General features: G+C 65.5%; 23 protein-coding genes. 11 read left to right on the plus strand and 12 right to left on the minus strand.

Features of this window, described 5'->3' with window-relative positions; genetic code table 11:
* Positions 1-8 precede the first annotated feature (8 nt).
* The 3 genes from GPJ75_RS00505 to GPJ75_RS00515 all read right to left on the minus strand — a co-directional run bounded on the left by GPJ75_RS00505 (position 9) and on the right by GPJ75_RS00515 (position 3,617).
* A complete protein-coding gene (locus tag GPJ75_RS00505) occupies positions 9-1,568 on the minus strand; it encodes a sugar ABC transporter ATP-binding protein (protein ID WP_163264006.1) in 1,560 nt (519 codons plus the stop codon).
* Between the two features lie 193 nt (positions 1,569-1,761).
* Positions 1,762-2,766, minus strand: a complete 1,005-nt coding sequence (gene rhaS / locus GPJ75_RS00510; protein WP_163264008.1) for a rhamnose ABC transporter substrate-binding protein — start codon at positions 2,764-2,766, stop codon at positions 1,762-1,764.
* A 41-nt stretch (positions 2,767-2,807) separates the two neighbouring features.
* The gene (locus GPJ75_RS00515) at positions 2,808-3,617 is read right to left on the minus strand and encodes a DeoR/GlpR family DNA-binding transcription regulator (RefSeq protein ID WP_163264010.1); all 810 of its coding nucleotides are present in this window, start codon (positions 3,615-3,617) and stop codon (positions 2,808-2,810) included.
* Positions 3,618-3,804: 187 nt separating this feature from the next.
* On the opposite strand from GPJ75_RS00515, the gene GPJ75_RS00520 reads away from it, so the two are divergent.
* Together GPJ75_RS00520 and rhaI are read left to right on the plus strand one after the other, a co-directional pair.
* A complete protein-coding gene (locus GPJ75_RS00520; protein ID WP_163264012.1) occupies positions 3,805-5,907 on the plus strand; it encodes a bifunctional rhamnulose-1-phosphate aldolase/short-chain dehydrogenase in 2,103 nt (700 codons plus the stop codon).
* Between the two features lie 42 nt (positions 5,908-5,949).
* Positions 5,950-7,242 carry an L-rhamnose catabolism isomerase gene (gene rhaI / locus GPJ75_RS00525; protein ID WP_163264014.1) on the plus strand — a complete coding sequence of 431 codons (1,293 nt, stop codon included), beginning with the start codon at positions 5,950-5,952 and terminating at the stop codon, positions 7,240-7,242.
* Here rhaI and GPJ75_RS00530 read toward each other — a convergent pair.
* The 5 genes from GPJ75_RS00530 to GPJ75_RS00550 all read right to left on the minus strand — a co-directional run bounded on the left by GPJ75_RS00530 (position 7,179) and on the right by GPJ75_RS00550 (position 12,738).
* Positions 7,179-7,778 (minus strand): CAP domain-containing protein, encoded by a 600-nt coding sequence (locus GPJ75_RS00530; RefSeq protein WP_163264016.1) that lies wholly within the window; start codon positions 7,776-7,778, stop codon positions 7,179-7,181. The two genes, rhaI and GPJ75_RS00530, sit on opposite strands and share 64 nt — an antisense overlap.
* A gap of 64 nt (positions 7,779-7,842) precedes the next feature.
* Positions 7,843-8,670, minus strand: coding sequence for a sugar phosphate isomerase/epimerase family protein (locus GPJ75_RS00535; protein ID WP_163264018.1), 828 nt, complete (start codon positions 8,668-8,670; stop codon positions 7,843-7,845).
* Positions 8,671-8,902: 232 nt separating this feature from the next.
* Positions 8,903-10,321, minus strand: a complete 1,419-nt coding sequence (locus GPJ75_RS00540) for an enolase C-terminal domain-like protein (protein ID WP_163264020.1) — start codon at positions 10,319-10,321, stop codon at positions 8,903-8,905.
* Positions 10,318-11,484, minus strand: coding sequence for a dihydrodipicolinate synthase family protein (locus tag GPJ75_RS00545; protein WP_163264022.1), 1,167 nt, complete (start codon positions 11,482-11,484; stop codon positions 10,318-10,320). Before GPJ75_RS00545 ends, GPJ75_RS00540 begins: the two co-directional genes overlap by 4 nt.
* A gap of 102 nt (positions 11,485-11,586) precedes the next feature.
* Positions 11,587-12,738, minus strand: coding sequence for a Gfo/Idh/MocA family protein (locus tag GPJ75_RS00550; protein WP_163264024.1), 1,152 nt, complete (start codon positions 12,736-12,738; stop codon positions 11,587-11,589).
* Positions 12,739-12,889: 151 nt separating this feature from the next.
* Here GPJ75_RS00550 and GPJ75_RS00555 point away from each other — a divergent pair, with 151 nt between their 5' ends.
* The 5 genes from GPJ75_RS00555 to GPJ75_RS00575 all read left to right on the plus strand — a co-directional run bounded on the left by GPJ75_RS00555 (position 12,890) and on the right by GPJ75_RS00575 (position 17,755).
* Positions 12,890-13,741: a sugar phosphate isomerase/epimerase family protein gene (locus GPJ75_RS00555; RefSeq protein ID WP_163264026.1), complete on the plus strand. Its 852-nt coding sequence runs from the start codon at positions 12,890-12,892 to the stop codon at positions 13,739-13,741.
* 110 nt (positions 13,742-13,851) lie between these two features.
* Positions 13,852-14,883, plus strand: a complete 1,032-nt coding sequence (locus GPJ75_RS00560; RefSeq protein WP_163264027.1) for a Bug family tripartite tricarboxylate transporter substrate binding protein — start codon at positions 13,852-13,854, stop codon at positions 14,881-14,883.
* A gap of 164 nt (positions 14,884-15,047) precedes the next feature.
* Entirely contained in the window at positions 15,048-15,581 is a 534-nt protein-coding gene (locus GPJ75_RS00565; protein WP_163264029.1) for a tripartite tricarboxylate transporter TctB family protein, read from the plus strand.
* A gap of 16 nt (positions 15,582-15,597) precedes the next feature.
* Positions 15,598-17,121 carry a tripartite tricarboxylate transporter permease gene (locus tag GPJ75_RS00570; RefSeq protein WP_163264032.1) on the plus strand — a complete coding sequence of 508 codons (1,524 nt, stop codon included), beginning with the start codon at positions 15,598-15,600 and terminating at the stop codon, positions 17,119-17,121.
* Complete coding sequence (locus tag GPJ75_RS00575) at positions 17,072-17,755, plus strand: TetR/AcrR family transcriptional regulator (protein WP_246248852.1); 684 nt, start codon at positions 17,072-17,074, stop codon at positions 17,753-17,755. The genes GPJ75_RS00570 and GPJ75_RS00575 overlap by 50 nt, the downstream gene beginning before the upstream one ends.
* A gap of 20 nt (positions 17,756-17,775) precedes the next feature.
* Here the strand turns inward: GPJ75_RS00575 and GPJ75_RS00580 are convergent, their stop codons facing one another.
* Complete coding sequence (locus GPJ75_RS00580) at positions 17,776-18,441, minus strand: TetR/AcrR family transcriptional regulator (RefSeq protein WP_163264034.1); 666 nt, start codon at positions 18,439-18,441, stop codon at positions 17,776-17,778.
* A gap of 189 nt (positions 18,442-18,630) precedes the next feature.
* On the opposite strand from GPJ75_RS00580, the gene GPJ75_RS00585 reads away from it, so the two are divergent.
* From GPJ75_RS00585 to GPJ75_RS00600, 4 genes are all read left to right on the plus strand, one after another.
* A complete protein-coding gene (locus GPJ75_RS00585; protein WP_163264036.1) occupies positions 18,631-19,068 on the plus strand; it encodes a DUF2267 domain-containing protein in 438 nt (145 codons plus the stop codon).
* Between the two features lie 133 nt (positions 19,069-19,201).
* Positions 19,202-19,855, plus strand: coding sequence for a dienelactone hydrolase family protein (locus GPJ75_RS00590; protein ID WP_163264038.1), 654 nt, complete (start codon positions 19,202-19,204; stop codon positions 19,853-19,855).
* Positions 19,856-19,860: 5 nt separating this feature from the next.
* The gene (locus GPJ75_RS00595; protein ID WP_163264040.1) at positions 19,861-20,538 is read left to right on the plus strand and encodes a phosphoribosyltransferase; all 678 of its coding nucleotides are present in this window, start codon (positions 19,861-19,863) and stop codon (positions 20,536-20,538) included.
* Between the two features lie 99 nt (positions 20,539-20,637).
* Positions 20,638-21,090: a DoxX family protein gene (locus GPJ75_RS00600; RefSeq protein ID WP_163264042.1), complete on the plus strand. Its 453-nt coding sequence runs from the start codon at positions 20,638-20,640 to the stop codon at positions 21,088-21,090.
* A 10-nt stretch (positions 21,091-21,100) separates the two neighbouring features.
* On the opposite strand, the gene GPJ75_RS00605 is transcribed toward GPJ75_RS00600, so the two are convergent.
* From GPJ75_RS00605 to GPJ75_RS00615, 3 genes are all read right to left on the minus strand, one after another.
* Positions 21,101-22,387, minus strand: a complete 1,287-nt coding sequence (locus tag GPJ75_RS00605) for an L-fuconate dehydratase (RefSeq protein WP_163264044.1) — start codon at positions 22,385-22,387, stop codon at positions 21,101-21,103.
* 24 nt (positions 22,388-22,411) lie between these two features.
* Positions 22,412-23,143: an SDR family oxidoreductase gene (locus tag GPJ75_RS00610; RefSeq protein WP_163264046.1), complete on the minus strand. Its 732-nt coding sequence runs from the start codon at positions 23,141-23,143 to the stop codon at positions 22,412-22,414.
* Between the two features lie 99 nt (positions 23,144-23,242).
* Positions 23,243-23,707, minus strand: a complete 465-nt coding sequence (locus GPJ75_RS00615) for a MaoC/PaaZ C-terminal domain-containing protein (protein WP_163264048.1) — start codon at positions 23,705-23,707, stop codon at positions 23,243-23,245.
* Positions 23,708-23,773: the final 66 nt, after the last annotated feature.

The following is a 23,773-nucleotide window of genomic DNA, read 5'->3' on the forward strand; positions in this document are numbered from 1 at the left end:
CCGCCCCTTCACTTCCGATTCGCATCGTTCCCTCCAATCCCCGCCGCAGCCCTCACCAGCATCTCCGCAGTGAGTCCCTTGCGCGCATATTCACCCACGATCCGGCCCTCGCGCATGACGATCACGCGGTCCGACATGCCGAGGACCTCCGGGATTTCGGAGGAAACCATGATGATGCTCAGGCCCTCCGCCACCAATTCGCTCATGAATTCGTGGACGGCCGCTTTGGAGCCGATGTCGATGCCCTTGGTGGGCTCGTCGAGGATGATGACCTTCGGGTGGGTGGCCAGCCATTTGGCGATCACCACCTTCTGCTGGTTGCCGCCCGACAGCGTGCCGACGTCGCGGTCGAGGCTTGCCGCGCGCAGGTCGAGGCGGGAGGTGTATTGGCGGGCCAGCTTGAACTCTTCCGCAAGGCGCAGGAAGCCCCGGCGCGAGGTGCGCGAAAGGGACGGCAGGGTGACGTTCTGGAAGATGGGCAGGCCGGCGATCGCCCCCTGGCGGCCACGCTCCTCCGGCACGTAGACGATGCCGCGGCGGATGGCCTCGGCGGGGCTGCGGATGACGGCCACCTCGCCGCCGATCCTGACCGCCCCCCGCGAAGGCTTGGTGACGCCGAACAGCGCCTGCATCAATTCGCTACGGCCAGCGCCGACGAGGCCGTAGAAGCCGAGGATCTCGCCGTGCTTCAGTTCGAAGCCGATGTCGGCGAACTCGGTCGGGTGGCTGTAGCCGGAGACGGTCAGCACAGGTTCGCCGATCTCGACGTCGCGCTTGGGGAAAATCTGCCCCACCGGCCGGCCCACCATCAGGCGCACCAGCGCATCGTGGTCGGTCTCCGAGATGAGGCCGGCGCCGACGCATTCGCCGTCGCGGAAGACCGTGTAGCGGTCGGCGATGCGGAAGATCTCGTCGAATTTGTGGCTGATGAAGAGGATGGCCTTGCCTTCCGCCTTCAGCCGCTCGACTAACGCGTAAAGTTCCTCAATCTCTTTGTAAGAGAGAGCCGCCGTCGGCTCGTCCATGATGACCATGCGCGCCTCGACCGACAGCGCGCGGGCGATGGCGACGAGGTGCTTGCTGGCAATGCCGAGGTCGCGCAGGCGGGCATCGGGGTCGATCGCCGCGCCGATGCGCTTGAGGACGGCTGCGGCGTCGCGGTTCATGCGGGCCCGGTCGATAAGGCCGAGAGAGCCTCGCGGGGCGTGGCCGAGATAGATGTTCTCGGCCACGGAGAGTTCGTCGAAGAGAACGGTTTCCTGGTGAATAGCCGTGATACCGGCCTGCGTGGCGTCATACGCCGTGGGGAAGGAGACCTCCTCACCGCTGAGCCGGATCGCACCTTCGTCCGGCTGGTAGATGCCGGTGAGGATCTTCACCAGCGTCGACTTGCCGGCTCCGTTCTCGCCGACGAGGGCGGTGACCGTGCCGGGATAGAGCTCCAGCGACACGCCGGAAAGCGCGCGCACGCCGGGGAAGCTCTTGGAGATGCCGGAGAGCGCGAGGACGGGTTCGTTGGCCGGGCTAGGGGCCTTCTTCACCGTAGCAGATCGGGCTTGTTGGAGCATTGTGCGACTTTATCACGTTGGGCCGTGGAGGCGCCCTTCCCCTCCCCCTTGTGGGGAGGGTGGGCCCGCCGGCTTGCCGGCGAGGTCGGGTGGAGGTGGTAAAGGCCGTGTGCCGGGTTTCAAATGTTGCACCCGTCGCGTCGACCCCCACCCCTTACCCCTCCCCACAAGGGGGAGGGGGATCGGCAACCTCTCAGAAGATATCCTTGAACTTGTCGATGTTCGAGGCGTCGTAGACGAAGGGTTCGGCCATGGCGCCCTCGTTGTTCTCGTCGAGCGTCACCGTGCCGACCCGGCCCATCGGGATCTCCGCGCCCGGCTCGGCCGTCGCCTGATCGGTCGCCAGGTTGTAGGCGATCATGGTGGCGGCGTAGCCGAGGTCGATCGGGTTCCAGATGGCGAAGCTCTTCGAGGCGCCGGACTCCACGTGGCCGGCCATCTCCGAGGGCAGCCCCAGACCGGTGACGTTGATCTCGCCCGCCTTGCCGGCGTCGGTGACGGCCTGTGCCGCGGCAACGATGCCGACCGAGGTTGGGGCGATGATGGCCTTCAGGTCAGGGTAGCTCTGGATGAGGCCCTGCGCCTCGCGGTAGGACTTGTCGGCGAGGTCGTCGCCATAGACCGTGGTGACGAGGTTCACACCGGGATAGTCCGGCAGGACCTTCTTCATCTCGGCGATCCAGTTGTTCTGGTTGGTGTGGGTGGCCGAGGCCGAAAGGATCGCCACCTCGCCGTCGCCCTCGGGCAGATGCTCGGCCGCCATCTTCACGCACATCTCGCCGATGAGCTGGTTGGACGACGGGTTGAGGTTCATCTGCCGGCCTTCAGGGGCGACGCCGGAGTCCCAGGAGATCACGGTGATGCCGCGGTCCATGGCGCGTTTCAAAGTCGGCACCAGCGCATCGGTGTCGTTGGCCGAAACGGCGATGGCGTCGACGTTCTGGGCGATCAGCGAGTTGATGACCTCGATCTGACCTTCGGCCGTGGTATCGGTCGGCCCGGTGTAGATGATCTCGACATTGCCCAATTCTTCGGCTGCTTCCTGGGCGCCTTCGTTGGCGGCTTCGAAGAAGCCGATGCCGAGCGCCTTGACGACCAGCGCAATGCGCACATTGTCCTGTGCGTGCGCCTGGACCGCGCCGATGGTCAATGCGGCGGTGGCCGCCGCGGTTACCAGCAATTTCCTTAGAGTGCTCATTGTTTCCTCCCTTGAGCGCTTGCTTCATCGGCCCTGCCCGCTCATGCTGGCAGGGAAGTCTCCTCCTGGCCTCGTGCCGTTCCGCGTGCCACGATCAGGCTGACGCCCGAGGCCTCCAGCATCTTCGCCTCGCGGTCGGTCACGCCTTCGTCGGTGATCACCGTGGCGATCCGTTCCAGCCCGCACAGGATGAGGCTCGAGCGCTGGCGGAACTTGGACGAATCGACCAGCACCACCAGTTCGTCGGCCTGGTTGATCAGCTTCTGCTCGGCCTGGATCAGCAGCGGGTCGCCCTCCATGAGGCCGAGCGGGCCCAGCCCCTGGGCACCCATGAACATGCGGCGGGCGTAGAAATTGGCCGTCACGTCGTTGTCGAAGGGCGACAGCACGATGTTCTGCTCGCGGTAGATCGTGCCGCCCGGCAGCACCACCGTATTCTTCGAATGTTTCAGAAGATGCTCGGCGATGACGAAGGAATTTGTGAGGATGGGCATCCGGCGGCCGGCCAGGAAATGCACCATCTGAAAGGTGGTGGTGCCGCCGTTGATGATGATCGGCTCTCCGTCCCGGCACAATTCCACCGCCTCGCGGGCGATCACCCGCTTCTTGTCGGCGTTCAGCGTCTCGTTGACCTTGAAGGGGCGGCCGGCAAGGCCGATCACCTGCGGCGGGGTGTTGGCCTCGGCGCCGCCGCGCACGCGCCGCAGCTTCTGCTGCACGTGAAGCGCCGCGATATCGCGCCGTATCGTCGCCTCGGATGCGCCGGTGAGATCCACCATTTCCTGCACGGTGACGACCGGCTTCTCCTGGATGGCCGACAGGATGATGCGGTGGCGTTCTTTTTCGTGCATGGTTCCTCCCTCCGTGCCGAATTAACGCATTGGAAACGCGCAGTGTCAATCACATTCCGTCACAAGTGCGCATATTGCAGTGCAATATGAGTGAACATGATCGATATTGATTGACATGGTAGGGCCCATTTGCCACCTTGTCGACGCGAAACGTGCGCTCGCCGAGGGCGCTGTGAGGGAGGATTCCATGCTTGAGACGCGCGGCGGAACGCGGCTTGCCGACCTTTGGGACGAGGCGAAGGCGGCGACCATGAGCGAGCCGGAGCGCCTGCTCTACCGGTCGAACCTCTTGGGTTCCGACAAGCGCATCACCAATTACGGCGGCGGCAACACCTCGGCCAAGGTGACGGAGAAGGACCCGCTGACGGGCGAGGCGGCCGAGGTTCTGTGGGTAAAGGGGTCGGGCGGCGACGTCGGCACGATCAAGCTCGACGGTTTTGCCACGCTTTATATGGAGAAGCTCGAAGGCCTGAAAAAGCTCTATCGGGGCGTCGAATACGAAGACGAGATGGTGGGGTACTTGCCTCACTGCACCTTCAACTTGAACCCGCGCGCCGCCTCCATCGACACGCCGCTGCACGCTTATGTGCCCTACCGGCATGTCGACCACATGCACCCCGACGCGGTGATCGCCATCGCCGCGGCCAAGAACAGCAAGGACCTGACGGCGAAGATCTACGGCGAAGAGATCGGCTGGCTGCCGTGGAAGCGGCCGGGCTTCGAGCTCGGCTTGTGGCTTGAGAAATTCTGCCGCGAGAACCCGGATGCCAAGGGCGTGGTGCTGGGCGGGCACGGGCTCTTCACCTGGGGCGACACGGCCAGAGAGTGCTACGAGACGACGATCCGCATCATCAACCGCGCCATCGAATGGTTCGAGGCGGAGACGGGGGGCAAGCCCGCTTTTGGCGGCGAAGTGCGGCCGGTCCTACCCGAGGCGGAGCGGCGCGGGATCGCCGAGCGGCTGATGCCCGCCATCCGCGGCATGATCTCGGGTGCGGAGCGCAAGGTGGGGCATTTCGACGACCAGCCTGCCGTGCTGGAGTTCGTCGCTTCGCGCGACATGGAAGGCCTCGCCGCGCAGGGCACGAGCTGTCCCGACCATTTCCTGCGCACCAAGATCAGCCCGCTGGTCATCGATTTTGATCCGGCGAAACCCGATCTCGACAAGACGCTTGCTGGCCTTTTGGCCGCGGTGGAGGACTACCGCAAGGGGCACGCCGCCTATTACGAGCGCTGCAAGAGGCCCGACAGCCCGCCCATGCGCGATCCCAACGCGGTGGTCTATCTGGTGCCGGGCGTCGGCATGATCACCTTCGCCAAGGACAAGGCGACGGCGCGCGTTTCGGCCGAGTTCTACGTCAACGCCATCAACGTCATGCGCGGGGCCTCCAGCGTGTCGGCCTATGTCGGTCTGCCCGAGCAGGAGGCGTTCGACATCGAATACTGGGTGCTGGAGGAGGCAAAGCTTCAGCGCCTGCCCAAGCCCCGGCCACTTGCCGGCAAAGTGGCGCTGATCACCGGCGGGGCAGGGGGTATCGGCAAGGCGACCGCCGAGCGCCTGCTCGACGACGGCGCTTGCGTGGCGCTGGCGGACATCGACAAGGGAGCGCTGGAGGCGGCACAGACGGAGCTTGCCGGCCGGTACTCTGCCGATCTCGTGCGCCAGATAAAGCTGGACGTGACAAGCGAGGCCGACGCGGCCGATGCCTTTGCCTTCGCTGCGCGCGAATACGGTGGGCTCGACATCCTCGTCTCCAATGCCGGCATCTCCTCGGCCGCACCCGTTGACGAAACGGATCTTGCCACGTGGAACCGCAACATGGAAATCCTCTCCACCGGCTATTTCCTTGTCGCGCGCGAGGCCTTCCGGCTGATGAAGCGGCAGAAGACCGGTGGCGAGATCGTCTTCATCGCCTCGAAGAACGGCCTTGCGGCCTCGCCCAACGCGGCCGCCTATTGCACGGCCAAGGCCGCCGAAATCCACCTCGCGCGCTGCCTGGCGCTGGAGGGGGCGGAATTCGGCATCCGCGTCAACACGGTGAACCCGGACGCGGTCTTGCGCGGCTCCAAGATCTGGTCCGGCGAGTGGCGCGAGCAGCGCGCGGCCGCCTATAATATGAGCCCGGACGAACTGGAGGAACACTACCGCAAACGCTCGCTTCTGAAGCGCAGCGTCTATCCGGAGGATGTGGCGGAGGCGGTGTTCTTCTTCGTGTCGGAGATGTCGGCGAAGTCGACGGGGAATATTCTCAATGTCGACGCGGGGAATGCGCAGAGCTTTACGCGGTGAGGCAGTGCGCGGCGTCTAAACTGACAGTCCCGGGAGGAGAAAATGACCGAACACCCGATCGCCACAGACCTCATCGAGCGCGAGAACGCCGCGTACGAGGCCGCCCTTGAGCGCGACTACGAAGCCTTAGGCGAAAAGCTCGCCCGCCGTGACATCGCCATCGATGCCGTCCGCGACCGTGTCGCCGCCTTTTCCGTCGCCGTCCCCTCATGGGGCGTGGGTACGGGCGGTACGCGGTTCGCACGCTTTCCCGGTCCCGGCGAGCCGCGCGATATCTTCGACAAGATCGAGGACTGCGCCGTCATCCAGCAGCTCACCCGCGCCACGCCGACGATCTCGCTGCACATCCCGTGGGACAAGGCGGAGCCTGCCCGCCTGAAGGAGGCGGCAAGCCGCTTCGGCCTCCGCTTCGACGCCATGAACTCCAATACCTTCCAGGACCACCCCGGCCAGGCCCATTCCTACAAGTACGGTTCCCTCTCGCACACGGACGCGGCGACGCGCGCGCAGGCCGTGGAGCACAATCTGGAATGCATCGAGATCGGCAAGGCGGTCGGCTCAAAGGCATTGACCGTGTGGATCGGCGATGGCTCGAACTTCCCCGGCCAGAGCGATTTCGCACGTGCCTTCGAGCGCTACCTTTCTTCGATGAAGGAGGTCTACGCAGCCCTTCCGGACGACTGGCGCCTCTTCACCGAGCACAAGATGTACGAGCCGGCGTTCTATTCGACCGTCGTGCAGGACTGGGGCACCAACTACATGATCGCGCGGGAACTGGGGCCGAAGGCTTTCTGCCTCGTCGATCTCGGCCACCACGCGCCGAACGTGAATATCGAGATGATCGTCTCGCGGCTCATCCAGTTCGGCAAGCTGGGCGGCTTCCACTTCAACGATTCGAAATACGGCGACGACGACCTCGACGCCGGCTCCATCGATCCCTACCGGCTGTTCCTCGTCTTTAACGAGCTGGTCGAGGCGGAAAAGCGCGGCGCGCCAGGCTTCGACCCCGCGCACATGCTCGACCAGAGCCATAACGTGACGGATCCGATCGAAAGCCTGATGGTCTCGGCGATCGAGGTCACCCGCGCCTTCGCCCAGGCGCTTCTGGTGGACCGCAAGGCGCTTGCGGCCTTCCAGGAGGAGAACGATGCATTGATGGCGAGCGAGACGCTGAAGGCCGCTTTCCGCACGGACGTGGGGCCGATCCTCGCCATGGCGCGGCTGAAATCCGGCGGCGCGGTCGACCCGGTGGCCGCTTATCGCGCCAGCGGCTACCGGGCGAAGGCCGCGGCGGAGCGGCCGGCGATCATCGGCACGGGCGGCGGGATCGTCTGAGAAACGGTTTCGCCGCGCTCGCCCACGAAGGCCTGTACCGCGTAAAGCCTGCCGCCGGCGGAAGCGATCCCGAAGCCGAAACTTTTCACCCGCGGGTCGAGGATATTGCGGCGGTGGCCAGGGCTCCTCATCCAGCCGGCGTGGAATTCCCGCAGCTGTTCGGTGGGCGCCCGGCAGGCGATGCACGAGGCGATGTTCTCGGCGATGATGTCCCACAGCCCACCGCCATTGGCGCGGTAGCGATCCGCCACGTCCTGGCCCTGGGGCGAGCGGTGGCTGTAAAAGTCGCGCCGCGCCATGTCCTCGGCATGAACCTGGGCTGCGGCGTTGATCGGCGTCGTCAGCTTAAGGCCCGGCAGGTCTTGGCGGGCGCGCTCCTCGTTGACGAATGCAAGGGATGCCCGGCGCAGGCCTTCAAGGTCGGCAACCGGCTCCAGCGAGCGTTCGGGTCGCGCCGCGCAGGCAGCGCACGTTAAGGCGACAAGCAGAAGGCATGCCGCCCGTCTCAAGCCGGCGTTTTCGATCAGTCGAATCATGGGCGCTTGGCTAGCACGGGAATATGGCTTGTCCAGCCATCGTTCCCGCCGCGCCCTCGGTTTTTCAGCACACGGTCTCGAAGCGCTCGATACATGTGGAGAGCACTTCGTCGCCGGGGCGTTTCCACCAGTTGTCGCGCGAGAAGATTTCCACCTCCTGAGGGCCGTTGAAGCCCGCCTCCTCGACCATGCGGCGGATGGCCGGCAGGTCGATGACGCCGTCGCCCATCATGCCGCGGTCGAGCAGGAGGTCGGTGGTGGGCACCAGCCAATCGCAGATGTGGTGGGCAAGGATGGCGCCCATCTGGCCGGCGCGGGCGATCTGGGTGGCAAGCTCCGGGTCCCACCAGACATGGTAGACGTCGACGGCTACACCGACACCTTCGCCGAGCTCCACGCACAGGTCCAGCGCCTGGGAGAGGGTGTTCACGCAGGCGCGGTCGGCCGCGTACATGGGATGCAGAGGCTCGATGGCGAGCGGCATGCCCACTTCGCGCGCGTAAGGCAGGATGGCGGCGATGCCGTCGGCCACCATTTTGCGCGCCTCCGGCATATTCTTCGAGGTGCCAGGCAAGCCGCCGACCACGAGCACGAGGCAGTCGGCCTTGAGCGCGGCCGCCTCGTCGATGGCGCGCTTGTTGTCGTCGATATTCGCCTCAAGGCCCGCCTTGTCCTCGGCGGGGAACATGCCGCCGCGGCAAAGCCCTGTCACCCGAAGCCCGTTCGTCTCGACGATGCGGGCAGCCTCCTTGAGCCCGATCGCCTCCACCTGGTCGCGCCAGGGGGCGATTGCCGTGATGCCGTGCTTGAGGCAGCCATCGACGGCCTCCGCAAAGCCCCAGCTTCCGCGCGTGGTGGCGAGATTGATCGACAGACGGCCTTCAAGGCTCATGGTGCGGGTTCCTCCCTGATGTTGCCTGCGGCGGTTTCTGCTCTCGCCCCTTCGCGGCCCCCTCTGTCCTGCCCGACATCTCCCCCACACGGTGGGAGATCAGCTTTCGCCAACTGGTGGCGTTGCAGAAAAAGGTGCCTGAGCGAACGGCCGGCATAATCTCCCCTCTCGTGGGGGAGATGCCCGGTAGAACAGAGGGGGGCGCGAGGGGCGAAAGCATCTCCTAAAATTACTAAGCCAATGGCTGCATGGCCGACCAGTCCGGCTCCACTGCCGAGCCGAGGCCATCCGCACCGGCGATCGTGCCGAGCGACAACTGGCCGTCGTGGATGTTGAGCCGCGTGCGGCCGTTCTGGCTGTGGTAGAGATCGCCGTGGGCGGCAAGGTAGGCTGCGGCCTCGGCATCCGGCGCGCCCGCCATGCCGTCGACGAAGTGATGGCCGTTGCGCTCGATGTGTTCGGCGCCGATCAGGCCGGCGAGCGCAAGGTCCTGCTGGATGCCGATGCCGGCTTGCGTGGTGAGGTCCTCCGCCGACATGAAATATGTGTCGGAGCCGGCTTCCGCATTCCATTTCGCCATGCGGGCGCGGTTCAGCAGGGCGCGGTAGAAGCCCTTGCAGGACTTCGACGATATGCCGGTGTAGCCGAGGCCCTTCGCGGTCACGAAAGATTCGATATCGGCGTCCGACTCGTCGATCTCCACGGCGATACGGGCGGCAAGCTTGGTGACGGGGGAGGCGAGCGCCTTGGCGCGGGCGATGGGCTGTTCGAGGAACAGGATGCGCTCGCGCAGCCGTATAAGCTCCGGCTCGGCCTCCATGGCGTCCAGCAGCGCCAGCACGTGCGCCTCGTCTTCATACTGCTCGTTGCCGTCTAGTGTTGCCCGGTAGTCGGGCTGGAGGCGGTCGAGGACGGCGGCGATGCGGGTGAGGCGGGCAACATCGGCGGCCACGTCGCCGGAGATCTTCAGCTTGAAATAGCGGTGGCCGTACGCCGCGATGACCTCTTCGAGCGTCTCCGGCAGGCCGTCGTTGAGGCGCTTGGCGAGGTCGTCGGCGACGAGCGCGTCGCCGAGGCCGACCGTATGGCGGACCTCGATACTTCCCGGCACCGACAGGCCGGCAAGGAAGGCGTCGAGGTCGAAGCCGGCAAGGTCCGGCGCCGTGCGGGCGTCGATGCCGAGGCTGTTCTGGTTCACCAGCTTTTGCACAGGCACTCCCTGGAGCCGGCCGAGCGCGTCGATGACGGCGCGGTCGACGAGCGCCAGGCCAAAGGAGGCGATGAGGCCGTTAAGGCCGGCGCGCGCTGCGGCCGCGTGATGGGCGGGCTCCACCGCCGCGTGCAGGCCGAAGGCCGTGTCGGAGCCGGCGGTCAGCATGACATCCTTGGCCAGCCGCAGGGAGGTTCTGAGCTGGTCCGTGTTCTCGGCCGGCGAAAGCTCGGGGCTCTTGTCGAACCATTTAGGCATCATCATTTCCGCCGACCAGCCAACCGCCTCACGCCCCGCCTCGTCGGCGATGCGCACGCGCAGGAAGGCTTGCGCAGCCGAGGTTACCTCGGCCACGCCGAAACGGAAGGCAAAGCGGAAGGGCACGGGCCGCTCGAATGCGTCGGCCGCGATCAGGCGTATGCGCGGTGCCGTGCCCGTCATGGCTGCGCGATGCCGTGAACGGCCATCACCTGGCGCATGCGGGCCGTGGCAAGGTCTGGATCGATCAGCACGCGCGCCTGATCGGCAAGCCGGAAGAGCTCGGCCAGATGCAGCGTCGAGCGTGCCGATTCCTGACCGCCGATCATGGTGAAGTGGTCCTGCAGGCTGTTGAGATAGGCGAGGAAGACGACGCCCGTCTTATAAAAGCGCGTCGGCGCCTTGAAGATGTGGCGCGAGAGCGGAACGGTCGGGTCGAGCAGGTCGAAGAACTTCTTCTCCTCGCCGGCCCCCAGCGCCGCAAGGGCGGCGGAGGCCGCCGGCGCGATGGCGTCGAAGATGCCCAGAAGCGCGTCCGAGTGGCCCTCATCGTCGCCGGCGATCAGTTCGGCATAGTTGAAGTCGTCGCCCGTATACATGCGCACGCTTGCGGGCAGGCGGCGGCGCATGGCGATTTCCTTTTCCTTCGACAGAAGCGAGATCTTGATACCGTCCACCTTGTCCGCATGGGCGGCGATCACGCCGAGCGCCACCTCCATCGCCGCCATGTGGTCCGGAGCGCCCCAGTAACCGTCGAGCGCGGGATCGAACATCTCGCCCAGCCAGTGGATGATGACCGGCTCCTTCACCTGGCCGAGGATGCGGTCGTAGACGCGGGCATAGTCGTCCGGGCCTTTTGCTGCGGCGGCGAGCGCCCGGCTCGCCATCAGGATGATGCGCCCGCCATGCGCCTCGATCGCCTCGATCTGCTCTTCGTAAGCTGCGATGATGCGGTCGATGGTGACATCGGGGCCGGGCACGAGATGGTCGGTGCCGGCGCCGCAGGCGATCAGCGCGCCGGAGCGGGTCTTCGCCTCCTTCAGGGCGCGCTCGATAAGCTCGCGGGCCTCGGGCCAGCCGAGCCCCATGCCGCGCTGGGCGGTGTCCATCGCTTCCGCCACGCCGAAGCCGAGGTCCCACAGGTGATGGCGGAAGGCCATCGTCCTGTCCCAGTCGATGGCGGGGGTGAGCCAGGGGTCGCTATCGGCCAGCGGATCGGCCACCACGTGGGCGGCGGCATAGGCGATGCGGTTGAATCTGGAGGCCTCGCGCCTGGCGGTCTCGACAGGGGCGTTCCTGATCTCGTAGGCCGAGACCGACCGGTCGGCGTTGGGGAGAAAGAGCATCGGTAGCTCCTAGAGCATTCTGGTTTCAGGTGAAGGCAAACAATTGAAGATGACGGGCGCCGGCCTTCCCATTCGACTTCGCCTCCCTAAATGCTGCATACGCTAAAACTCCAACTCCGGCACATCCAGCCACCGGCGTTCGGCCCACGACTTCAACCCCAGCTCGGCGAGCTGCACGCCCTTGGCGCCGGCTTCAAGCCCGTAGGCCCACGGTGCGTCCTCGGCCACGTGCCGCAGGAACTGTTCCCACTGCACCTTGAAGCCGTTGTCGGCGGGCCAGTTGTCCGGCACCTCCTCCCAATCGTCGAAGAAGTTCATGGTCTGCGGCTGGTCCGGGTTCCATACGGGCTTCGGCGTATTCACCCGGTGCTGCGTCCAGCACTTGTGGAGGCCGGCGACGGCAGAGCCGTGCGTGCCGTCGACCTGGAAGGTGACGAGGTCGTCGCGGCGCACGCGCACCGCCCAGCTCGAATTGATATGGGCGACGATGCCGCCTTCCAGCTCGAAGGTGGCATAGGCCGCGTCGTCGGCATCCGCCTCATAAGGCTTGCCCTGCTCGTCCACACGCTCGGGGATATGGGTAGCGCCGAGGCAGGACACCGCCTTGACCGGCGCGAAGGTGTTGTCGAGCACGTAGCGCCAGTGGCACAGCATGTCGATGATGATGCCGCCGCCATCGGCCTTGCGGTAGTTCCAGGAGGGGCGCTGCGCGGGCTGCCAGTCGCCCTCGAAGACCCAGTAGCCGAACTCGCCGCGCACCGAGAGGATCTTGCCGAAGAAGCCGCTATCGCGCAGCATCTTGAGCTTCATGAGGCCGGGCAGGAACAGCTTGTCCTGCACCACGCCGTGCTTCAAACCGGAGGCGCGGGCCTTCCTGGCGATGTCGACGGCGACGGCGAGCTCGTCCGAGGTCGGCTTCTCGCAGTAGACGTGCTTGCCGGCAGCGAGCGCCTTCTCCAGCAGGCCGGCGCGGATTTTCGTGGCGCCGGCATCGAAGAAGATTTCGTCGTCCTCATTGGCGAGCGCGGCGTCGAGGTCGTCGGTGAAGCGCGAGACGTTGTGCTTCTTGGCGATCGCCCCCACTTTCTCGATGTTGCGGCCGACCAGGATCGGGTCCACCACAAGCGTATCGCCATTGGCAAGGGCGATGCCGCCTTGGTCGCGGATGGCCAGGATGGACCTGACGAGATGCTGGTTGTAGCCCATCCGCCCGGTGATTCCGTGCATGATGATGCCGATGCGCCGCTGGGCCATGGGACCTCCCTGGAAATCTTCGTATTTGTAACTACCCAGTTACTTACTGAGCCAAGAGGGGAGTGTCAAGCCGGGCCTGATGCATATCACAAGCCTTGACAGGCGCCGGCCCTTCCTACCGACATAGGGGAGCCGAAATCGAGGGGAAGGCATGCAGATCACCCTGTGCAACGAAGTCCTCAGGCCGATGACCCTCACCGAGCAATGCGCCTTCGCGCGCGATGTGGGCTACGACGGGCTGGAAGTAGCGCCCTTCACGCTCGCCGAGAATCCGACGCGCATGACGATGGGAGAGATTGCCGAGGCTCGACGGACGGTCGAGGAACACGGTCTCGTGGTCTCCAGCCTGCATTGGCTGACCATGGCCCCGGCTGGGCTCGATCTCACCGCGCTCGACGCGCAAGTGGGTGCGCGGACGCGGGAGGCCCTCATACGGCTGGTGGACCTCGCGGCGGGGCTGGGCGCCGGCGTCATCGTGCACGGCTCGCCGGCGCAGCGGCGGCTCGGCGATGAGCCCGAGCGCCAGCGTGCCGTTGCCATGGCGCATTTCGAGGCGGCGGCACGGCGGGCGGGCGAGCACGGCATCGCCTATTGCCTGGAGGCCATCAACCGCAAGGAATGCAACTTCCTCAATACGATTGCCGAGGCGGAAGCGATGATCGCCGAGATCGGCGCGCCGGCGTTGAAGCTCATGCTGGATGTGTGCCACGCCGCGCAGGAGGAAGAGGAAAGCCTCGCCGTCCTTGCCACCCGGTATATCCGGGAGGGCAAGCTCGCGCACATCCAGCTCAACGCGGCGAACCGGCGTGGACCGGGAGAGGGGACAAGCGCCGACGGCCCCGACGCCATCGCGCCGCTTCTGCGGGCGCTCAAGGACGTCGGCTATCGGGGAGCGCTGGCGATGGAACCGTTCGAATACGTGCCGGACGGCCCGGCCTGCGCGGCCCGCGCCGTCGGCTATGTGCGCGGGGTTTTGGACGGACTCGGGGAAAACGCAGGTTAAGGAACTAACCAGTTACTTACTTGACAGGCCGCTGAACTGACTTCACAGTTCTGGCCCAACGCCGGCGGCCGGATAGGGCTGCGGCGTTGAGCACATTAAGGGAGGAAACCATGGGTCTTTTGACCAGAGCCGCGCTTGGCGTGGCCGCATCCGTATTCGCGCTTTCCGCCGCCGCCCCGGCGCTCGCCCAGGAGTGGCAGCCCGATCGTCCCATCAACATCATCGTGCCCTGGGGCGCCGGCGGCTCGACCGATCAGGTGACCCGCGTCACCGCGCCGATCCTCGCCGAAGAGCTTGGCCAGGCTGTGGTGGTGGTCAACCAGCCGGGCGCCTCGGGCGCCGTCGGCACGCAGGAAGTGCTGAACGCGCCGAAGGACGGCTATACCTGGACGGCCAACGCCATCGCCAACAACGCCACCTATTCGGTGACCGGTTTGGTGCCGGACACCAGCATCGACGACTGGCACATCTATCTGTCTGTCGCCAACGTTCCCGTCGTCTCGGTGCCGCCCGACAGCGAGTTCGAGGATTTCGGACAGTTGCTCGAAGCCTTCAAGGAGCGGGGCAGCGAGATCACCGTCGGCACGGCGGGCGTGACCTCCTCCGGCGGCATGGCGATTGCCGGCCTGGGTACGGAAGGTGAATTCGAATACCGCATGGTGACGTATGACGGCGGCGGGCCGGCCGCGATCGCCACCGCCGCAGGCGAGGCCATGGTCACCACGCAGCTTGCCGTGGAGCAGGCCGAGCTGATCCGCGGCGGCCGCCTGCGCCCACTCGCGGTCTTGAGCGACCAGCCGCTGACCATCGAGGGCGTGGATCCCATCCCGCCGATCACCGAATGGCTGCCGGAATTCCCCATCGCACCGGATTATTTCGGCATCTTCATTCCGCAGGGTGTGCCCGAGGAGGTGGTGGCGACGGTGAACCGGATCTGGGAGGAGAAGGTGATGAACTCCGATGCGCTGAAGAACTATGCCCAAACCAACGGCGCCGTCTTCGCTCCCTCCTATGGCGAGGAAGCGCGTGAAGTGGCGATGCCTGTGGTGATCGAGGAGGCCTGCGCGGCGGAAGAGCGCGGCCTGGAGGTGAACGACCCCTCGACCATCGGCATTGACTGCGAGACGAAGAGCGAGATGTAGCCCGCTAGAGCAGTTCCAGGAAAAGCGGAGCCGGTTTTCCGTTCGGAATTGCGACAAAACAAGACGTTGGGCCATTCATCGATTCCAACGAAACGATGGACCGGTCGAGCGAAAAGCCGGCACCCTTCCGGGGTGCCGGCAATACCGGCAGATCAGAGGCATTCATGACCGACCCTTCGGCCGATCCGCAGACGGAACGCCGCATGAACCGTGTCGATCTCATCACCGGCGGCGTGTTCGCGGTGCTGGGGCTGGCGATCGTCTACCTGTCCTGGACCATGCCCCGGCTGGAAATGCGCGGCATCCACCCCGCCACCGTGCCGGGCCTCGTGCCCGGCCTTCTGGGGCTCGCCCTGGCCTTCTGCGGCGTTGTGCTTAGCCTCAAAGCCTACCGCGATGGCCGCGGCGCGGGGGACTGGAGCGATCTCCTGGCGCTCTTCCGCAGCGCCGAGGCGGGGCGATTCTGCGCTGTGGCGGGGTTGGCGCTCGTCTATGCGCTCGTTCTGGTGGGGCTCTTGCCCTTCTGGCTCGCCAGCGCGGCCTTCGTCTTCGCCTTCATCGTCGTCTTCGAGGTCTGGCTGTCGCCGCAGCCGCGGCCGCTTCTGCGCTCAGCCCTCTGGGCAGCGGTCCAGGGTGTGCTCGTCGGCGTCGCTGTCACCCTCGTCTTCCAATACGGCTTCCTCGTTCGCCTGCCCTAACCCGAGAGCTCGATACATGCCTGAAGGCCTTACCCTTCTTGGACACGGCATCGCCCATTTCCTCACCTGGGAGGCGCTGTTCAACCTCGCCTGGGCGAGCCTGCTAGGCATCGTCATCGGTGCGCTTCCGGGCCTGACGGCGACCATGGGCGTGGCGCTGCTCGTCACGCTCACCTACAAGATGCCGCCGGACCAGGCGATCCTGTGCTTGATGGCGCTTTACGTGGGGGCCATCTATGGCGGCAGCCGCTCGGCCATCCTGCTCGCCATTCCCGGTACTCCGGCAAGTGCTGCCACCACGCTCGACGGCTATCCCCTGGCACGCGCCGGCAAGGCCGGCATGGCCATGGGGATCGCCACCACCTCCTCGGCGCTCGGCACGCTGGTCGGCATCTTCTTCCTGGCGCTGATCGCGCCCTGGCTCGCCGAGTTCGCACTGCGCTTCGGCTCCTACGAGTTCTTCTGGCTGGCGTTGTTCGGCGTCCTGATCTCGGGCAGGCTGACCGCTATCGAGGATCCGTTGAAAGGTTATATCGCCGGCATTCTGGGGCTGCTCGCGGCGATGATCGGCATGGAGGGCCTGCACGCCTTTCAGCGCTTCACCTTCGGTGTCGGTGCGCTCGGCGGCGGCATAGACCTCATCCCGGCCATGGTCGGCGCCTTCGGCTTCGCCGAGATCCTCGCGGTCATGAAGCGGCGTTTTACGGCAGAGCTCGTCACCAGCGACGACAGGGTGGTGCCGCGGCTGGCCGATATCACGCGCTACTGGCGCACCACGATCCGCTCCGGCATCGTCGGCACGATCGCCGGCATCATCCCCGGCGTTGGCGAGGACATAGGCGCCTGGGCCTCCTATGCGGCCGCGCGGCGCGCGAGCAAGGAGGCCGACCAGTTCGGCAAGGGCTCCGTCGAAGGGCTGGTGGCCGCGGAGACCGGCAATTCGGCGGTCATCCCCGGCGCCATGATCCCCACGCTTACCCTGGCGCTGCCGGGCTCGGCGGCGGCCGCGGTGCTGATTGCCGCGATGTTCATCCACGGCATCAGGCCGGGGCCGCTGCTGATGACCGAGAATCCTGCTTTCCTTTATCAGATCGTCGGGATTCTGCTTCTGACGACCATCGCCATCACCATCTTCGGCCTGTCGCTCACCAAGCTCCTGGTGCGTGTGCTGCTCGTCCCGCGCGAGAAGCTGATGCCGGTGGTCTATGTGCTGTGCGTGGTCGGCTCCTTCGCCATCACCCAGCGCATGTTCGACGTCTATGTGATGATCGCCTTCGGGCTGATCGGCTTCGTCTTGCGCGAGATGCGCTATCCGATGGCGCCGCTGGTTCTGGGCATCGTTCTCGGCGACCTGCTCGACGTCAATCTGCGCCGCGGCCTGCTTCTGTCGGATGGCGACGTCACACCCTTCTTCACGCGACCGATCAGCGCCGTGCTCTTCGCAATCACCGCGGTGACGATCCTCATGAGCCTGCCCATGGTGAGCCGACGTGTCACGGACCTCTTCAAGCGCCTCGACCCGCAGCGCCGTGCCGGCTGAAGCGCAGGCGCCCCGCACCCGCGATCCCGTCCGCACAAGGGCGGCGATCCTGGCGGCGGCGCGTGTGGAGTTTTCCGAGCGCGGGCTCGAAGGTGCGCGCATCGATGCCATCGCCGCCAGGGCAGCCACCAACAAGCGCATGCTCTACCACTACTTCGGCAACAAGGACGCGCTCTACTGCGCCGTCCTGGAGGAGGCCTATCGCGAGATTCGCGCAGGCGAGCGGGCGCTGCAGCTCGACCAGTACGAGCCGGTGGAGGCGGTCGAGCGGCTCGTGCGCTTCACCTTTCGCCATTTCCTCGAATGCCCGTGGTTCATCGCGTTGCTCACCAACGAGAACCTCATGAAGGCGCGCTATCTGCGCACCCTGCCGGAGACGCACGGCCTGCATTCGCCCCTCGTCGACCAGCTGCGCAAGCTCATCCGCCGCGGCGGCCGGAGCGGCGTCTTCCGCCCCGGCATCGATCCCGTGCAGCTCTACATCTCCATCGCCGCCCTCGGTTATTTCTACGTTTCCAACAACGCCACGCTTTCGGTGATCTTCGATACCGACCTTTCAAGCAACGCCCACATCACAGCGCGTGAGGCGCATGCGGTCGAGATGGTGCTCGATCATCTGCGGGTGAAGGCGTAGCGAGGGATGGCCGCCTGGACCTACCCCGCCCTCACCGAAGCCAGCACCGTCTTCACCACATGTACCTCCCACTCGGCAAGGCGGGCGGGGTCGGAAAGGTCTCGGTCGAAGATGGCCGAAAGGGTGTGGCGGTTGGAAAGGTAGAAATAGCCAAGCGCGGCGATGGTGATGTAGACGTTGATGGGATCGATGCCGGGCCGGAAGAGGCCGTCTTCGGCGCCGCGCCGAAGCACCTCCGCCAATTCGGTGACGAAGTGCGAGTGCATCTCCATCAGCTTGCGCGAGCCCCGCAGGTGCTCCGCATTGTGGAGGTTTTCCGTATTGAGCAGGCTGATGAATTCCGGGTGCTTCAAGAAGTAGTGCCAGGTGAAGCGCGACAGTTCCGACAGCGCCTCCTCCGGTGCCTTGTGGGCAAGGTCCAGCTCGCGCTCGGCCGAGCGGATCGCGCCGTAGGCGGCTTCAAGGACGGCGACGTAGAGGCCGATCTTGTCGCCGAAATAGTGGTAGAGCATGCGCTTGTTGGTGCCGGCGCGCTCGGCGATCATGTCGACCCGCGCCCCGCCTATGCCCTTCTCCGCGAATTCCGCGGTCGCCGCCTCGAGGATGGCCGCCTGCGTGCGCTCCGGGTCGCGGCTTACCTTCTGCCGGCCTCCCCGCTCCGGCTTCACCTTGATATCGCTCCCCAACTGCTTCTCTCCACTGTGCGTTTTCCCACGCCGGGATAGCGCCTTATAGCCGACCGCCGGCGAAAGGCTCAATCGCGGACAATTTTTTACGCCGCCGCGCCGAACATTCGCCCGTTCTGTTGCTTAGAATAAGGGAACCGGACAGCGCCCCGCGCATTCGTCAGCAAAGACAGTTGGAAGGGCTGAACGATGACCGCTACAGGCCTAGAAGTTTTCGACAAGACCGTCCAGACAACGAACATCTGGCTCAACGAGATCATGGACGACCATGGCGACGACCGCCATGTCGCGTGGCACATACTGGGTGCGGTGCTCAAGGCGCTGCGGGACAGGCTTCCCGCCGATCTCTCGGCCCATCTGGGCGCCGAGCTGCCCATTCTGGTGCGCGGCCTTTACTACGACCAGTATCAGCCGTCGCAGCAGCCGCGGATTACCCGTACCCTCGACGAGTTTCTGGAGCATGTCCAGGAGGGCCTGAAGGACACCAGGCCGGTCAATCCGGCTGACGCCACGCGCACGGTCTTCCGCGTCGTCGCCCATCATGTCGACCTCGGACAGTCGGCCAAGGTGCGCGAGGCTCTGCCGAAGGAGGTTCAGGCGCTGTGGCCGGAGACGGTGGGAACCTGAGATAAGGCAGAGGCGGGACGACCCATGCCTCGCCTTCGTCCGGTGCGACGGAACCGGCGCGGTGAACCGGGTGCAGCCGAGCGGCCGCAGGGGTCTTCGAGACCTATCCGTCTGGAGCATAGAGGTGGCACGGATGGCAAGCGACGTACGGGAAGTCCGCGTTGATCCCGAGGGGCTCGACGGCTTCCTCGGCGTGCCGCCGGGGGCTGAGGGCATCGTCATCTTCGCTCACGGCAGCGGCAGCGGCCGGCATAGCCCGCGCAACAATTATGTCGCAACGCAGCTCAGGAAGGCGGGTCTCGCCACCTTCCTGCTCGATCTCCTGACGCCTTCCGAGGAGGCGGACCGGCGCAATGTCTTCGATATCCCGCTGCTTGCCTCGCGCCTTAAGCGGGCAACCCGGTGGGCCGCCGGCGCGGCCGACACGGCCCATCTCAATATCGGCTATTTCGGCGCCAGCACCGGTGCCGCCGCGGCGCTGACCGCGGCGGCGGATGCCGGATCGCCCATCGGTGCGGTCGTCTCGCGCGGCGGCAGGCCGGATATGGCACTATCCGTCCTGCCAAACGTTCGGGCGCCGACGCTGCTTCTCGTCGGCAGCCTCGACGGCCCGGTGATCGACATGAACCGGCAGGCATACGACGCGCTCTCCTCAAAGAAGAGTCTCATCATCATCGAAGGTGCGAGCCATCTTTTCGAGGAACCGGGCAAGCTCGACGAGGTCGTCCGCCACGCGACGGATTGGTTCCTGACCCACTTGACGGATAGAGTGGGGACGTCAGGATGATCAACATGTTCGCCACGCAAACGGAATTCAACGACCGCCACGAAGCCGGGCAACGCCTGGCAGAGGCGCTCGAGCACCTCAAGGAGGAGAATCCGCTGGTGCTTGCCCTGCCGCGCGGCGGCGTGCCTGTCGCTTTCGAGGTGGCCAAGGCGCTTCAGGCGCAGATCGACCTCCTGATGGTGCGTAAGCTCGGTGCCCCGGGCCATCCCGAATATGGCATCGGCGCACTGGTCGACGGCGCCGACCCGCAGCTCGTGCTGAACGAAGAGGCCATGCAGGTGGTCAAGCCGTCTCCCGAATACGTGGAGGCGGAGATGCAGCGGCAGCTGGCGGAGATCGAAAGGCGGCGCGAAACCTATTTCGCCGGGCGGCAGCCGATCCCGCTCGCCGGCCGCACGGTGATCGTCGTCGACGACGGCATCGCCACCGGTGGCACGGTGCGCGTGGCGCTGAAGGCGCTGCGTCGTGCAAAGGTCAAACGCACGGTTCTGGCGGTGCCCGTCGCCCCGCGCGATACGCTCGATTCGTTGAAGGCCGATGCCGACGAGGTTGTGTGCCTCGGGGCGCCGCTGAATTTCCGCGCCGTCGGGCTGCATTACCGGAATTTCAGCCAGACAAGCGATGCGGAGGTGGTGCGGCTCTTGAACGCCGCGCGCGAATGGCTGCCTGAGGAGGGTGCCTGAGTTAACGTGGACGCGTACAGCACGCGTTTCAATTCTTTGTTACTTGACTATAATACTCAACTTGTACCGTTTGGCCCGAACTTCAGGGAAAGGGCCAACATGAGCGACACCACCGACTTCACCGAGCGCCGTCTTCTCGTTCCTGCGGTCAAGGGGCTATACGATGCCGCGCATGAGAGCGCGGAAACGATCTTGCGGGTCGTGGCGGGCATTGCGCTCGTGACCCACGGCTTCGGCAAGATACAGGCCCCGTTCGGCGCGGCGGGCATGCTGGAGGGCTTTGGCTTCTATCCCGGCACCTTTTGGTCGCCCCTGCTTTCCTGCACCGAGTTCTTCGGCGGCATTCTGATCACCATCGGTTTTCTGACGCGGCCGGCCGCGTTTGCGGCGATGATCGTTCTTCTCGTTACCGTGTGGGCCCACTGGATTGCCATGGGGCAGGGCTATTCCGGCGCGGAGAAGTCGATCCTCTGGGCGGCGATCTTCTTCTTTTTCGCCATCCGCGGCGGCAACCGGCACTCGGTCGACGCGCGGATCGGCCGCGAGTTCTGAACCCCGCGCTTCAGCGCGGGGTCGGCCCCACTTCGTAGGTCCTGATCGACTCCGGTTTCATCTGGATTGAGAAGCCCGGCACGCGGGGAGGTATGTAGGCTGCGTTCTCGATCACGCAGGGCTCCAGGAAGTGCTCATGCAGATGGTCGACATATTCGATCACCCGGCCCTCCTTGGTGCCGGAAACGGCGACATAGTCGATCATGGAAAGGTGCTGCACATATTCGCACAGGCCGACGCCGCCGGCGTGCGGCCAGACGGGCAGGTCGTACTTGGCGGCCATGAGGAGCACAGCCAGCACCTCGTTGAGCCCGCCCATGCGGCAGGCGTCGATCTGCACCACGTCGATGGCGCCGCCGGCGATCATCTGCTTGAAGACGATGCGGTTCTGGCACATCTCCCCGGTAGCGACCTTCACCGGCGCCACCGCCTTGCGGATCTTCGCGTGGCCGGCGATGTCGTCGGGGCTGGTCGGCTCCTCGATGAAATAGGGCTTTGCGAAGGAAAGGCGCTTCACCCAGTCGATGGCCTCCCCGACTTCCCACACCTGGTTGGCGTCGATCATGAGATAGCGGTCGGGGCCGAGTACCTCGCGGGCGATCCTTAGCCGCCTGACGTCGTCGTCGAGATCACGGCCGACCTTCAGCTTCACGTGATTGAAGCCGGCGTCCACCGCCTCCTGGCAGAGCCGGCGCAATTTGTCGTCGGGATAGCCGAGCCAGCCGGCCGAGGTGGTGTAGCAGGCATAGCCCTCGCGCTTCAGCGTGGCGATGCGCTCGGCCTTGCCGCTCTCCGCGCGCTTCAGGATGGCGAGCGCCTCCTGCGGTGTGATGGCGTCGGTCAGATAGCGGAAGTCGACGATGCCGACGATCTCCTCCGGGCTCATCTCCGCCACCAATTGCCAGACCGGCTTCTCCTCGGCCTTCGCCCACAGGTCCCAGACGGCGTTGACGACGGCGCCCGTGGCAAGGTGCATCGCGCCCTTGTCCGGGCCGATCCAGCGCAACTGGCTGTCGCCCGTGATATGGCGCCAGAAGCGGGAGGGGCTTTCCCTGATCCAGTCGAGTTCCAGCCCCACCACCAAGTGCCGCATCGCCTCGATGGCACGGCAGCAGATGTCGTTGCCGCGGCCGATGGTGAAGGTGAGGCCATGGCCCTCGAGGCCCGGTATGTCCGTCGTCAGCACCACATAGGCGGCGGAGTAGTCCGGATCGGGGTTCATGGCGTCGGAGCCGTCGAGCGACTGCGAGGTGGGAAAGCGCAGGTCGTGGGTGCTGAGGTCGGTGATGCGGGGCACGTCAGGTCTCTTCGAATAGTGGCGTCAGATCGTCCAGCCGCCGTCGATGGCGTAGGCCTGGCCGGAGGTGTAGGTAGCGCCGGCGAGATAGACGGCGAGGTCGGCGATCTCCTCCGGCGTGCCGAGCCGGCCCATGGGCTGGCGGGCAATGAAGGCTTCGCGCGCGGCCTCGTAGTCGCCGGTGGCCTTCAGCCGCTCCTGCAGCGACGGGCTTTCCACCGTGCCGGGGCAGATGGCGTTGCAGCGTATGCCCTCCGCCACATAGTCGGCGGCCACGGCCTTGGTGAGGCCGATCACGGCGGCCTTCGTCGTGCCGTAGGCGAAGCGGTTGGGCACGCCCTTCACGCTGGAGGCGACGGACGACATGTTGACGATGGCACCGCCGCCGCGCTCGATCATGCCGGGAAGGACGGCGCGGATGGTGCGCACCATGGCCTTGACGTTGAGGTCGAAGGCGAAGTCGAGGTCCTCATCCTTCATTTCGAGGATCGAGCCACCATGCACCACGCCGGCGCAGTTGAAGAGCACGTCGACCGCGCCGATCTCGGCTACCAGTGCTTTGACCGCGGCACCATCGAGGACGTCGAGCTTGCGCGTGGCGATGCCGTTCTGACCTTCGAGATCGGCCAGCAGCTTTTCGTTGATATCGGTGGCATAGACCTTCGCCCCGGCGCGCGCGAAGGCCAAAGCGCTGGCGCGGCCGATGCCCTGGGCGGCGGCGGTGATGAGAGCGGTTTTGTCTTGCAGGTTGGTCATTGGGGTCTCCGGGTGGGTAACGGATAGTGAGTGGGGAATAGTGAGTAGTGAGCAGGGGTTGGCTCTCGCCGCCGTGTTGGCCTTTCTATCCACTACTCTCTATTCACTACTCACTATTCGCGTCTTCTTCCTCTCCACCACATAGATGTGATCGGCCGCCAGCACCACCTCGTCGCGTTGGTTCATCACCTCGCAGCGCTCGATCACCCGTCCGGCGTCGGTGCGTTTCGGGTCGTCGTGTTTTTCGACGATGGTCGTCCTCGTGCGGATCGTGTCGCCGATGAAGACCGGCCGCACGAAGCGCAGGCGGTCGTAGCCGTAGGAGAAGGCAACGGGATTGATGACGCTGGCCGTCAGCCCGACGCCGATGGAAAAGACCATCGTGCCGTGGGCGATGCGCTGGCCGAAGGGCGTCGACTTCATGAACTCCGCATCCATATGATGCGGGAAGAAATCGCCCGTGTGGCCGGCATGGACGACGAAATCGGTCTCGGTGATGGTGCGTCCCGTCGTGGTGCGCGTCGCGCCGATCTCGTAGTCCTCGAAATGCATTACTTGTTCCATGGTCTTCCGCCTGTCGAATTTGAATTCACGCTCGCCCGCGGCCGCGTCATCCCAGAAGCCGGAGCG

Source organism: Chelativorans alearensis, from assembly GCF_010993735.1.
Classification (GTDB): Bacteria; Pseudomonadota; Alphaproteobacteria; order Rhizobiales; family Rhizobiaceae; genus Chelativorans; species Chelativorans alearense.